At 32.1% G+C, this 12,571-nt stretch carries 12 protein-coding genes; 4 read left to right on the forward strand and 8 right to left on the reverse strand.

The genetic code is table 11. The features are described 5' to 3' along the window. Nucleotides 1-57: 57 nt before the first annotated feature. From trpA to VBY68_RS05880, 7 genes are all read right to left on the reverse strand, one after another. The gene (gene trpA, locus VBY68_RS05850; RefSeq protein ID WP_415269185.1) at nt 58-828 is read right to left on the reverse strand and encodes a tryptophan synthase subunit alpha; all 771 of its coding nucleotides are present in this window, start codon (nt 826-828) and stop codon (nt 58-60) included. Nucleotides 829-861: 33 nt separating this feature from the next. Continuing rightward, nucleotides 862-2,037 carry a tryptophan synthase subunit beta gene (gene trpB, locus VBY68_RS05855; protein WP_415269186.1) on the reverse strand — a complete coding sequence of 392 codons (1,176 nt, stop codon included), beginning with the start codon at nt 2,035-2,037 and terminating at the stop codon, nt 862-864. A gap of 4 nt (nt 2,038-2,041) precedes the next feature. Beyond that, nucleotides 2,042-2,662 carry a phosphoribosylanthranilate isomerase gene (locus tag VBY68_RS05860; protein ID WP_415269187.1) on the reverse strand — a complete coding sequence of 207 codons (621 nt, stop codon included), beginning with the start codon at nt 2,660-2,662 and terminating at the stop codon, nt 2,042-2,044. A 22-nt stretch (nt 2,663-2,684) separates the two neighbouring features. Beyond that, nucleotides 2,685-3,473: an indole-3-glycerol phosphate synthase TrpC gene (trpC, locus tag VBY68_RS05865; protein WP_415269188.1), complete on the reverse strand. Its 789-nt coding sequence runs from the start codon at nt 3,471-3,473 to the stop codon at nt 2,685-2,687. Nucleotides 3,474-3,612: 139 nt separating this feature from the next. Beyond that, a complete protein-coding gene (trpD, locus tag VBY68_RS05870; RefSeq protein ID WP_415269189.1) occupies nt 3,613-4,599 on the reverse strand; it encodes an anthranilate phosphoribosyltransferase in 987 nt (328 codons plus the stop codon). Between the two features lie 70 nt (nt 4,600-4,669). Further along, nucleotides 4,670-5,248 carry an anthranilate synthase component II gene (locus VBY68_RS05875; protein ID WP_099215986.1) on the reverse strand — a complete coding sequence of 193 codons (579 nt, stop codon included), beginning with the start codon at nt 5,246-5,248 and terminating at the stop codon, nt 4,670-4,672. Between the two features lies 1 nt (nt 5,249). Beyond that, nucleotides 5,250-6,641 carry an anthranilate synthase component I family protein gene (locus VBY68_RS05880; RefSeq protein ID WP_415269190.1) on the reverse strand — a complete coding sequence of 464 codons (1,392 nt, stop codon included), beginning with the start codon at nt 6,639-6,641 and terminating at the stop codon, nt 5,250-5,252. A gap of 379 nt (nt 6,642-7,020) precedes the next feature. Here VBY68_RS05880 and asnB point away from each other — a divergent pair, with 379 nt between their 5' ends. After that, complete coding sequence (gene asnB / locus VBY68_RS05885; protein WP_415269191.1) at nt 7,021-8,682, forward strand: asparagine synthase B; 1,662 nt, start codon at nt 7,021-7,023, stop codon at nt 8,680-8,682. 62 nt (nt 8,683-8,744) lie between these two features. Here asnB and VBY68_RS05890 read toward each other — a convergent pair whose 3' ends face one another. After that, on the reverse strand, nt 8,745-9,707 hold the full coding sequence (locus VBY68_RS05890; protein ID WP_415269192.1) for a hypothetical protein: 963 nt from the start codon (nt 9,705-9,707) through the stop codon (nt 8,745-8,747). Nucleotides 9,708-9,821: 114 nt separating this feature from the next. Here VBY68_RS05890 and VBY68_RS05895 point away from each other — a divergent pair, with 114 nt between their 5' ends. The 3 genes from VBY68_RS05895 to VBY68_RS05905 all read left to right on the forward strand — a co-directional run bounded on the left by VBY68_RS05895 (nt 9,822) and on the right by VBY68_RS05905 (nt 12,550). Next, on the forward strand, nt 9,822-10,592 hold the full coding sequence (locus tag VBY68_RS05895) for an LA_2272 family surface repeat-containing protein (RefSeq protein WP_415269193.1): 771 nt from the start codon (nt 9,822-9,824) through the stop codon (nt 10,590-10,592). Nucleotides 10,593-10,781: 189 nt separating this feature from the next. Then, the gene (locus VBY68_RS05900) at nt 10,782-11,312 is read left to right on the forward strand and encodes a hypothetical protein (RefSeq protein WP_415269194.1); all 531 of its coding nucleotides are present in this window, start codon (nt 10,782-10,784) and stop codon (nt 11,310-11,312) included. 506 nt (nt 11,313-11,818) lie between these two features. Then, nucleotides 11,819-12,550 (forward strand): helix-turn-helix domain-containing protein, encoded by a 732-nt coding sequence (locus tag VBY68_RS05905; RefSeq protein ID WP_415269195.1) that lies wholly within the window; start codon nt 11,819-11,821, stop codon nt 12,548-12,550. Nucleotides 12,551-12,571 lie beyond the last annotated feature (21 nt).

Consider the following 12,571-nt stretch of genomic DNA (forward strand, 5'->3'; position numbering starts at 1 on the left):
TTTTAAATCCCCAAATTACTTCATTATGACTAAAACTCTAATAAAATTAGGAATATATTAACAGTTCTTAACAGTTTTCACAAAATCACCAATTCCTTCAACTCCCTTTTTTTCTAGCTCTTTTATAAAAGCTGAACCAATAATTGCTCCGTTTGCATATTCACAAGCAGTAGAGAATGTTTTATGATCTGAAATACCAAAACCAACAATAAGCTTACTTTGTAAATTCATCGCTTTAATTCTTTTAAAATAATTGATTTGTTCTTCGGAAACTTCGCCTTTAGCACCTGTAATAGATGCTGAAGCAACTACATAAATAAAAGCACCTGATAAAGCATCTATTTTACGGATACGTTCATCTGAAGTATGTGGCGTAATTAAAAACACATTTGTAATTCCGTAGTTTTTGAATAACTGTTGATAATGGTTCTCGTATTCAACCATAGGTAAATCGGGAATAATGACAGTGTCAATTCCGCAATCTTTTACTTTTTTACAGAATTTATCTTCTCCATATTTAATAATTTGGTTCAAATAGCCCATTAATACCAAAGGCGTTTTATTTGAATCTTTAATCGACTCTAATTGCTTAAAAACAACATCGAGATTCATGCCATTTTTCAATGCTACATCACTACTATGCTGAATAGTAGGACCATCAGCCAATGGATCAGAGTATGGCAAACCTACTTCTATAAAATTAACTCCGCTATTACTTAGTTCAGCAATAATTTTTGTGGTATCGTCTAATTTTGGAAAACCTGCTGTAAAGAAAATTGATAGTAAATCGTTTTCTTTTTGATTGAATATATCTTGAATTGAGTTCATTTTTAATAGCTTTTAGCCATTAGCCAGAGGCTATTAGCTTAAATGTTTTATATACGTTTCTAAATCTTTATCTCCTCTTCCTGATAAATTCACCACCACAACTTGATCTTTTTGTAAATTCATTTTCGGTAATACTGCCAAGGCATGTGCACTTTCTAAAGCAGGAATAATTCCTTCTATTTTTGTTAGCTCGTAGGCTGCATCTAAAGCTTCCTTATCAGTAGCATTCATAAACGTTGCGCGTTTTGTTTCATGTAAATAAGCATGCAAAGGACCAACTCCTGGATAATCCAATCCTGCTGAAATCGAATACGGTTCTACAATTTGTCCGTACTCATCTTGCATTAAAATGGTTTTACTTCCATGAATAACTCCTACTTCTCCTAATTGTGATGTCGCAGCACTTTCTCCAGAATTCACTCCTAATCCTGCTGCTTCAACTGCAATTAATTCCACTTCTTCATCCTCTAAATAATGATAAAAAGCACCTGCAGCATTACTTCCTCCTCCTACACATGCTATAATAGTATCTGGATTCTCTTTCCCTGTTTGCTCCTTTAATTGGATTTTCATTTCTTCTGAAATTACTGCTTGTAAACGTGCTACCATATCCGGATATGGATGTGGCCCCACTACAGAACCTATCAAATAATACGTATCTGGGTGTTGAATCCAATAACGAATCGCTTCATTGGTAGCGTCTTTTAAGGTTTTACTTCCACTCGTTGCAGCGACTACTGTTGCTCCTAGCATTTTCATACGTGCTACATTGGGTGCTTGACGTTTAATATCGGTTTCTCCCATAAAAACAACGCACTCTAATCCCATTAAAGCACATACTGTTGCTGTAGCCACTCCATGCTGGCCTGCCCCAGTTTCTGCTAAAATTTTAGTCTTCCCTAAATGTTTTGCTATTAAAATCTGACCAATGGTGTTATTTACTTTATGCGCTCCTGTATGATTTAAATCTTCTCGCTTTAAATAAATAGTCGCTCCGTATTTCTCTGATAATCGTTTTGCTAAATACAACGGACTCGGACGACCAACATAGTGTTTTAATAAGTCTTTATATTCTTGCTGAAAAGTTTCAGACTCTATAATTTGTATATAATTGTCTTCTAACTCTTTTACATTTGGGTATAACAATTCTGGAATAAATGCTCCTCCAAATTGTCCGTAATACCCGTTATTATCTGGTTGAAATTTCATATGATTAGCTTTTAGCTGTTAGCTTTTGGCAATAAGCCTTAAACTGTTCTATTTTTTTTACTGATTTTATTCCTGGCTTTGTTTCAAACTTGCTGTTCACATCAATGGCATAGCAATACTTAGATGCTGACGTTTTAAAAAACATGGTTAATTCATCTACTTCTTCCAAACCTATTCCACCGCTTAAAAAGTACCCTTTTGTTGAATTATAATCTTTTAAAACTTGCCAATTAAATGTTATCCCATTTCCTCCTCGCTCTTTTCCTTTAGTATCAAACAAAAAGTAATCAACTACTTCTTCGTACGGTTTTAAAAGCTCAAAATTGAATGCTCTTTTAATTCCAAATACTTTTATGATTTCTACTTTTGGTAGATGTTGTTTTAACTCTTTAATATACGCTACAGATTCATCTCCATGTAACTGAACTACTTCTAACTGATATTCTTCAACTAATGAAACTACTATTTCTACATATTCATTTACAAAAACGCCTACTTTTTTGATTCCTTTGGGTAGTTTCGGAATGATACCTTCAAAATTTCTTGGAGATTTTTCATAGAAAATAAAGCCTAAATAATCAGGTTGTAATTCAGCTACTTGCTGAATATTTTCTACGAACTTCATCCCGCAAACTTTTAATTTCATATTATCTAATTTGATCGATAAATTCTTGACATGCTTGTCCAGGGTTATCTGTTTTCATAAAATTTTCTCCTATTAAAAAACCATGAAAACCATGTTCTTTTAACCCCGTAATAATTCTTGGATCAGAAATTCCGCTTTCAGAAACCTTCACAACAGTATCAGGAATTTGATTTGCTAAGTTGATAGAGTGTTCTAAATCAACTTCAAATGTTTTTAAGTTTCTATTGTTAATTCCTATAATTTTATTGTCTAAATCTCCTATTTTATCTAAATCTTCTTGTGTATGTACTTCGTACAATACCTCTAAACCTAAGTCTGTAGCTAACTGTCCGTAATTTTTCAATTGTTCTGGGGTTAAACAAGTAGCTATTAATAAAACTACATCGGCTCCAATAGCTTTTGCTTCCACGATTTGAAATCCATCAACAATAAAATCTTTTCTCAAAATTGGTTTTTGTTGGTTGATAACTCTCGCTTCCATCAAATCTGCCATCGTTCCTCCAAAGAAAGAAGTATCGGTTAAAATAGATTGTGCTGCTACATTAGCATCTAAATATCCGTGGGTTACTTCTGCAACTGTTGATTTGTCATTGATAATTCCCTTGGAAGGTGATTGACGTTTAAACTCGGCTATAATTCCTGTTGAATATGGCTCTAACAATGATTTTTTTAACGAGATTGATTGTCTTTTAAAATTTGGACTCTCCACCAGTTTTTTAACAGCAACCTCAGCTTTTATTTTTGCTACTTCTTGTTTTTTAAAGGCTATTATTTTATCTAGTATTGTCATATAATCAATTATGAATTTTTAATATTTTGTCATTTCAAGTGATTTTCGACTTTAGGAGGAAGTTGTATCGAGAAATTCTTGTTCTCAGTACTAATTTATTCGCTCCTTATAAATTCAATCGAACTGACACTCTTCATTCTTAGTTTACTAATTTCTTTAACGATTCTTTCGCTTTTAACCCTAATAAAGAGTCTTTTGCTTCTTCAAAAGCAGTTTCAAAACTCTTCTCTTTATCAAAGGTTTTTAAAGCAAAAGCAGCATTGGTTAATACCACATTGTTTTGTGCTTCTGTTCCTTTTCCATTTATAATATTCACAAATATTTCGGCAGCTTCTTTCACTGTATTTCCTCCAAAAATAGCAGATGGAGCAATTTGTCGTTGTCCTAAATCGGACGGGGAAACTTGTTGCTCTGCTTCTTTTGTAAATAATTTAAAATCTCCTGTGAGTGAAATTTCATCATACCCGTCTAGTGCGTGTACCACCCCATAATTCACATTCGATTGTTGTAACATATAATTGTATACTCTAGCTACTTCTAAATTGAATACGCCCACCAACTGATTTTGTGGTCGACTCGGATTTACCAACGGTCCTAACATGTTAAAAAATGTTTTTACTCCTAATTCTCTTCGGATGGGAGCCACTACTTTCATCGCTGGGTGAAATAACGGCGCGTGTAAAAAACAAATATTCGCTACCTCTAACTGACGCTTTAAAGTTGTTTCATCGTTTGTAAAGTTATACCTTAAAAACTCTAACATATTGGATGATCCTGATGCTGAAGACACTCCATAGTTACCGTGTTTTGCAACTTTATGTCCTGTTCCTGCTACGATAAATGAGGTTAATGTTGAAATGTTAAACGTGTTTTTTCCATCACCTCCTGTTCCACATAAATCAATGGTGTTAAAATCTGACAAATCTACTTTTATTGCTAATTCCAACAAAGCTTCTCTAAACCCTGACAATTCATCAACTGAAACTGGACGCATTAAAAACACCGTAATAAATGCAGCTATTTGCGAAGCATTATATTTTTCTTGTGCAATGTTCATCAACACTTCTTTCGATTGTTCTTTCGTTAATCGTTTTTGTTCAAATAGGGTGTTTAGTATTTTTTTCATTTCTCTTTTTATTTTTCTTAGAATGAAGCAGTTCTCTTATAACAAATTTCTTGCTTCGCTCGAAATGACATTATTTATTTACACTTTCTATAAAATTCTGAATCATTTTTTTCCCTTCTGGAGTTAAAATACTTTCGGGATGAAACTGTACTGCTTCAATTGCAAATTCTTTATGTCGCAGTGCCATAATACTTCCGTTTTCATCAATTGCTGTTATTTCTAATTCCTCTGGAAAATTGTTATGAGAGGCAATCCATGAATGATAGCGTGCTGCTTCAAATGTTTCTGGAATACCTTTAAAGGTTGTAGTGTCTTTTTTAGTCACTTTCATTTCAGTAGCAACTCCATGAAACACATCATTTAAGTTTTCTAACTCCCCACCAAAAACTTCAGTAATTGCTTGTAAGCCCAAACACACACCAAAAATTGGAGTTTTACCTGCATAGGTTTGTATAGTTTCCTTTAATATACCTGCTTCATCAGGAATTCCTGGTCCTGGTGACAGAATAATAGCATCGTATTTTTTAATTTCTTCTACTGAAATTTCGTCGTTACGATATACATCAGGTAACTTCCCTGTGATATCTTCTACATAATGTACCAGGTTGTAGGTAAATGAATCGTAGTTATCTAAAATTAGTATATCCATCTTATATGTTTTCTGCCAACACTAATGCTTTTTTTAGTGCTGCTAATTTGTTATTTACTTCTTGTAGTTCGTTTTCTTCTTTTGAATTGATAACAATTCCTGCACCTGCTTGATAAAATAAAGTATTATTCTTACTTACAAAAGAACGAATCGCAATGGCTTGATTTACATTTCCGTTCAAACCGATAAACCCAACACATCCCCCATAAAAACCACGGGTTTGATTTTCATACCTATCAATTAATTCCATCGCTTTGTATTTTGGGGCTCCACTTAAGGTTCCTGCTGGAAATGTATCTCCTACAATTTCTATCGAGTTTCCTGTAATCTTTCCTGTCACAGTTGACACCAAGTGAATTACATGACTAAAATACTGCACCTCTTTATACGTTTCAACTGTTACATTGGTTGCATGTTTACTTAAATCATTTCTTGCTAAATCAACTAACATTACATGTTCTGCATTTTCTTTTGGGTCATTTGCTAACTCTTTTGCTAACTCCCTATCTTTCTCGTCATCTCCAGTTCTTCTAAAGGTTCCTGCAATTGGGTTAATAATTGCCTGACCTTCTTCTATTTTAATTTGCGCTTCAGGTGAAGACCCCATCAACTTAAAACTTCCGTAATCAAAATAAAATAAATAAGGCGAAGGGTTTATAGAACGTAATGCTCTATATACATTAAATTCATCACCTTTAAATTGTTGCTGAAATTGGCGTGACAATACTAATTGAAAAACATCTCCTCTTTTACAATGTTCCTTTGCTTTGGTTACACTTTGCTTAAATTCTTCATCTGTTATATTCGAAGTTTCTTCTCCTTGAAAAGCAAAGTCGTATTTTGCAAAAGATTGAGAGTTTACCAAGTTTTCAATTTCAGATAATCGAGACTCTTCTCCTTCAGGAATATTTTCTATCAATATCATTTCGTTCTTAAAATGATTGATTGCTATTATAAATCGGAAAAAACTATATTGTAATAATGGAATTTCAGAAGATGCTTTTTTAGAACTAAATCGAATGGTTTCAAAATATTGTACAGCATCAAAAGTAGTGTAACCATACAATCCATTAAATGATTTAATCTCCCCTGAACAATCTATAGAAATAACATCACTATAGGCATCAAACCTCTCATAAAAATCTCTTTGAATAGCTACTCTTTCTAATTCTTCTTTTTGGTAAGACAGTACTAGCTGATCTTCTTCTGCCTTAATTGTTACCAATGGTTCTATACATAAAAATGAATAGCTATTTTCTTTACTGTGATAATCTGAACTTTCTAACAGCAAACTATTTGCATATTTATCTCTTGTTCTTAAATACAAGCTAACTGGCGTAACCATATCTGCCAATTGTTTTTTTGCTATTGTTTTAAAAGTAATTTTTTTCATTTCATTTAATTTGTAAAAACAAAAAAGGCTTATCATGAGATAAGCCTTTTCGTTGTATTATAGATATAACAGTATGGTCTCACTAACGTAAGTTATGAGTTTTCCACCACCAGTTATTTAATTGTTGATTCATCATTATGCTACAAATGTATAAAGTGATTTTGATTTTACAAACTTTTCTTTCAAATTATTTATTACAAGTAAAAAACAGTAAGCTTATTTGAGCAAACAGGCAATAACAAGTTTCATTTTAGCACAAAAACAATGTTTATAGTTTTAATTTATAATTATATTTAATTTTTACCTTACAATTAAAAAACATTCCTCTGTTATTTGTACCAGAAATAAACCAAAAAGAATAGAATTAAAAAATATTATTATGTGTGGAATTGTATGTGCGTTTGATTTAAAACAACCTTCAGATAAACTGAGACCTCAATTATTAGAAATGGCTAAAAAAATTCGCCACAGAGGTCCAGATTGGAGCGGGATTTATAGTGATGAGAAGACAATTATGGTACATGAGCGATTAGCAATTGTTGACCCTGCCTCTGGACAACAGCCTCTATTTAGCCATGACCGTAGATTTGTTTTAGCTGCTAATGGAGAAATATACAATCATAAAGAAATAAGAAAACAACTTAAGGAACAACATGAGTTCTTAACAAAATCTGACTGTGAGGTGATTCTTGCACTTTATAAAGAAAAAGGTGTGGAGTTTTTAGATGATTTGAACGGAATTTTTGGTTTTGCCGTATACGATTCTATAACCGACGAATATCTAGTAGCTCGAGATCACATGGGGATAATTCCTTTATACATGGGATGGGACATGCATGGTACTTTCTATGTAGCTTCTGAATTAAAAGCTTTAGAAGGAGTTTGTAACAAAATTGAAGTATTTCCTCCAGGTCATTATTACACACGTGAAGATGGTTTACAACAATGGTATTCTCGTGACTGGATGGAATATGAAGCTGTTAGAGACAACCAAACTTCTATTGATGAAGTTCGTGATGCGTTAGAAGCCGCTGTACATCGTCAATTAATGAGTGATGTTCCTTACGGAGTTTTATTATCTGGCGGTTTAGATTCTTCCATCACCTCAGCCATTGCTAAAAAATATGCGGCTAAGCGTGTAGAATCTGGTGATAAAGATGCTGCTTGGTATCCACAATTACACTCATTCTCTATTGGTTTAGAAGGATCTCCAGATTTAGCTGCTGCTAAAAAAGTCTCTGAATATATTGATACTATCCATCATGAAATCACTTTTACCATTCAAGAAGGTTTAGATGCCATTCGTGATGTAATTTACAACTTGGAGACCTATGACATAACTACAGTTCGTGCATCTACCCCTATGTATTTAATGGCGCGTGTTATTAAATCTATGGGAATAAAAATGGTACTATCTGGTGAAGGTGCTGATGAACTTTTTGGAGGGTACTTATACTTCCATAAAGCTCCAAACTCAAAAGAATTCCACAAAGAAACTGTACGCAAATTAGACAAATTATATCAATATGATTGTTTACGTGCAAATAAAAGTTTGATGGCTTGGGGAATTGAAGGTCGCGTACCGTTTTTAGATAAAGAATTTATGGATGTTGCAATGCGTATTAATCCAGAAGATAAAATGATTAACGGAGAACGTATGGAAAAATGGGTATTACGTAAAGCTTTTGAAAGCTACTTACCTAAAGAAGTGGCTTGGAGACAAAAAGAACAGTTCTCTGATGGTGTTGGATACAACTGGATTGATACTCTAAAAGAAGTTGTAGAAGCTGCTGTTACTGATGAAATGATGGCAAATGCCTCACATCGTTTTCCCATCCAAACACCAAGAGCAAAAGAAGAATATTATTATCGTTCAATATTTGAAGAGCATTTCCCTAGTGAAACAGCTGCTTTAACAGTACCCTCTGTTCCTTCAATTGCATGTAGTACACCTACTGCATTAGCTTGGGATATAAGTTTTCAAAACCAAAACGAACCCTCAGGTAGAGCTATAAAAGCTGTACATGAAGACGCATACTAAGAAAAATTCTTAGTTTTTTTCAAATTTTAGTTGTGTAAAACCTCACCATTTGGTGAGGTTTTTTATTCAAAATCTAAAATACTATCTGCTTTTATTAAACTGATCAGAGCATTAATCTTCTGCATCATTTTATTATAGAACTTATTTTGCTCTTTTTCTCCAGAGGTATTTAAAAGTTTCGAATGCTTAATTTGATTCTCCATGTAGTTTTTAGCTTCTAAACATGTTTCACTATCTGCTGTTTTAAAATATGAAAGCATAGAATTTGGAACAAATAGAAGCTGTTGCTCTTGGTTAAACACCAGTACATTATTATTCATCAATAATAGTTCATTATAGTAAAGTTCAAATCCTTTATTTTCTAAAACCTTTTCAGAAATACTATTCAACAACATCTTTAACTCTCTACAAAGACTCATTGCTTCAATCGCAGAGATTTGCCCTGCTTCATAATAAAAGTAAATCTGCTTTAGCGTACTATTGATAGTTGTTGTATCCCAAATTTCAGACACATTCAAAAAGCTGTAAAAATCTCCAAGTCGCTTTCCTGATTGTATAGTAGATAGTTTAGGATAGAAACTATCAAAACGAACATTTCTAAATTCTGCACAAAGCAGCTTCATCCAAACATATATTTTAAACCTGCTTAATATCGAGTCATCAATTAAATAAAACAACGGGATGTCTTTTGCTGAATAGTAAATTTTAAAACTTTTATCTTTTGCTGTTTCAACTAATAAATTATAAGAGGTATCAAAATATTCTCGTAAACTATCTTCATCTTTTATTTGAAGTGTTTTTTCTACTGACACATAATTTTTCACTACTTCTCCATATAATGTATCTAATGAAAAGTTAAAATGTTTAGCTAACAAAACTGCCTCATCTAAAGAAATCTTGCTTTTTAAACTCGTCCTTCTGTGCGCAGCATCATAACTAATCTGTAAAACAACAGCCAATGTATCGTTAAGTGATTTGCCTCTTAACTCTTTTTTTATTCGCTCTAATAAAACCTTCTGAAACATTTTTAAAAGTAATCATTTTGTGATAATCACAAAAATACTTTTATAAAACTGCTAATCAAACAAATAAAATTTGATTAATCACAATAATTTTACCCTAAACAAAATCAATAAATTATGAAAAACATTTGCTTACTATTACTAATTTGTTGCTTAACAACACAAGCGCAAAGCAGAAAATTTAGAGCCCCTATTTGGACAACTCATTCTAAAAACACAGATATTGCTGGTGTATCAATCGGCACTTTTCCAAAATCAATTTTTACAGACTCTACACTAACCAGAACATTTGGGGTTCGATTAGAGATCCCTGGTCCAGGTATACTTCTACCTCTTGTGCCTAAATCTCCTTTATCAACCAGTTTAACAGAATTTGAAAATAAACTTGATTCAGAACCTTCAGAAATTGTATATGGAATAAACCTATCATCTGGATCCAGCTCGGAAACTCAAGTTAATGGTATTTCAGGTGCTTTCATTGGTCAGTATTTTATAAAAATGAACGGGATAGCAATTGCAGGAATAGGAAATATAATTGAAAAACAAAACGGAATGGCTTTAAGTATTTTAGGAAATGACAGCTACATTATGAATGGTATCAGCGGAGGCTTCATTGGAAATCATACACAAACTTTAAACGGAGCTCAAATTGGAGGATTTAACGTTTCAGAATTCACCAATGGAATCCAAATTGGAATCCAAAATAACAATAACAAAAACCAAAACTTAACTAATGGAGCCCAAATAGGAGTTTTGAACTACACAGAAGACCTTAAAGGTATTCAAATTGGATTAGTTAATAATACAAAATCATTAAAAGGTTTTCAGGTTGGTTTGTTGAATAAAAATGAAAAGCGCACCCTCCCGTTTATAAACTGGAACTTTTAATTAAAACCAGATAACCTCAAAATCTTGTTAGATTTAATCTACTTATTGTTTTACGAATCATTTTTTATAGTAATAAGAACAATTTTAATAACAATTTCATTTATTTGATGTTAATTTTGTTCTGCCTCAAAACCGAATTATTACTCATACTCCTCGTTTTTTTTTTAACAATCACTAAAACTTAGTATTATGAAGAAATTTGTATTTGGTTTGCTCTTTCTAGGTCTAACCAGCCTAGTACATTCTCAAAATAATGGAGTCGCTAAAAATATTATTTTAGAGCCTGTAACCATTAAACCATTAAACCTAAGCTATCTTAACGAGGTACAACACAAAGACACACCCGAGCTGGTCAAAAACCTAGAAAACGAAGCTGCTAGGTATGACATTACTGAAGACCCTATTTTTGATAGAGAATTTGAAGCTTATGAAGTAATTTTTAGAACAAAAAAAGAAGGAGGAACAACTGGATTAATAACAGCTACTTACGATTCTAATGGTAAAATTATGAGTTCTATTGAACGTTACAAAAACATACTACTGCCTAAAGTTGTGAGAACTGCTATTACGAATAAATATCCTGGCTGGATAATACATAAAGATGTTTACCTTGTAACTTACAGAAACAATAGTAACTCAAAAAAAGTATTTAAAGTTCAAATTAGGAAAGATGGGAAACGAAAAAACTTAAAACTAGATTATGATGGTAATATTCATTAAGAAATGAGTTTCAATCATAACAAAACAAAAAGTATTTTACACCTTAAGTAAAATACTTTTTAAGTGTTTTCCCCTATTTACTAGGGGTTTTCCCTTTTTCCCTCAAAGCTAACAACTTATCTAGTTTCTATTTGTTAACTTTACATATGTCCGTTTATTTGATTCAACATATAACTAATAACAACACTGCTATTGATTTAGCTGTTGCCTTTTACTCTAAACTTCAACAGAATCTCGTTAAAAAATGTATTAACTGCTGGATTGACCGCAAAAAAAATAGTGTTTTTTATCTTATAAAAGCTCCTGATAAGAGATTTATACAAAAATTATATTATAAATCCATTAATTTACACCCTTACAAAATAACTCCTGTTAATAACCATTTAGTTTATGCCTTCCTAAAGAGTGTACGAAAACTTAAAGCGATACAGTCTAAATCATTATACCCTCCAAAAAAACATTCAGTAATTTTTCTAGCTCAAACATTCAATAAAAAAACATTTTTATTGAATAGAACAAAAACTCTTGAGTCTTTATCGTTTAAAAAAGCTATTATCCAAAACTTAATCACCTCTTATAAAGGGCATCAAATAGAAGATAGCGAAAACATTATAGCTTCATTTCACTCTTTTAAAAATGCTTTGGGCTGCACGGTTTCTATGTTAGATAAACTAAATAAAAGAGCAGGCAATACTTCTACAAAAATTATTTTATATGCATCATTACACAACAATAAAGAAACCACTTTTACTCAAATAATTCCCAAGTTAACAAAACTACTTTATCTTATAAAAAAGAAAGAACAACTTATTGTTTCTTCAAAAACAATAAACATGCATCCTTCTCTTTCTAATTTAAAAAAAATTTACTGGTTAACTCCCGAAAAAGAGTCCTTCATATTAGGTTTAATGGAAATACTTTCAAAAAATTATCATAAACCTAAATTTAAAGTTTCTGATATCTGCACCTTAATGATGATGTCTAAAACTAAACTATATAGAAATTGTAAAGACATTACAGGAAAATCTATTAACCGACTCTTAAAAGAATTTCGACTCTTAAAATCTATAGATTCCATAACAATGAGCTCTTCAGCTATAAACCAAATTTCAACAGATGTAGGCTTTAATAGTAGCTCTTACTTTTCCAATTGTTTTAAGAAAAAATTCGGTATCTGTCCTAAAGAACTCTCTAAACAAAAATACTCTTCCCATTTTCCTTACAGCATACAACTATAAACACCTTGATAAAACTATTCA

Source organism: Tenacibaculum ascidiaceicola, from assembly GCF_047470925.1.
GTDB classification, from domain to species: Bacteria; Bacteroidota; Bacteroidia; order Flavobacteriales; family Flavobacteriaceae; genus Polaribacter; species Polaribacter discolor.

Bases quoted from the DNA above. Each gene is read 5' to 3' on its own strand.
- trpA (WP_415269185.1), bottom strand. From the start codon at position 828: ATGAACTCAATTCAAGATATATTCAATCAAAAAGAAAACGATTTACTA.
- trpB (WP_415269186.1), bottom strand. From the start codon at position 2,037: ATGAAATTTCAACCAGATAATAACGGGTATTACGGACAATTTGGAGGA.
- VBY68_RS05860 (WP_415269187.1), bottom strand. From the start codon at position 2,662: ATGAAGTTCGTAGAAAATATTCAGCAAGTAGCTGAATTACAACCTGAT.
- trpC (WP_415269188.1), bottom strand. From the start codon at position 3,473: ATGACAATACTAGATAAAATAATAGCCTTTAAAAAACAAGAAGTAGCA.
- trpD (WP_415269189.1), bottom strand. From the start codon at position 4,599: ATGAAAAAAATACTAAACACCCTATTTGAACAAAAACGATTAACGAAA.
- VBY68_RS05875 (WP_099215986.1), bottom strand. From the start codon at position 5,248: ATGGATATACTAATTTTAGATAACTACGATTCATTTACCTACAACCTG.
- VBY68_RS05880 (WP_415269190.1), bottom strand. From the start codon at position 6,641: ATGAAAAAAATTACTTTTAAAACAATAGCAAAAAAACAATTGGCAGAT.
- asnB (WP_415269191.1), top strand. From the start codon at position 7,021: ATGTGTGGAATTGTATGTGCGTTTGATTTAAAACAACCTTCAGATAAA.
- VBY68_RS05890 (WP_415269192.1), bottom strand. From the start codon at position 9,707: ATGTTTCAGAAGGTTTTATTAGAGCGAATAAAAAAAGAGTTAAGAGGC.
- VBY68_RS05895 (WP_415269193.1), top strand. From the start codon at position 9,822: ATGAAAAACATTTGCTTACTATTACTAATTTGTTGCTTAACAACACAA.
- VBY68_RS05900 (WP_415269194.1), top strand. From the start codon at position 10,782: ATGAAGAAATTTGTATTTGGTTTGCTCTTTCTAGGTCTAACCAGCCTA.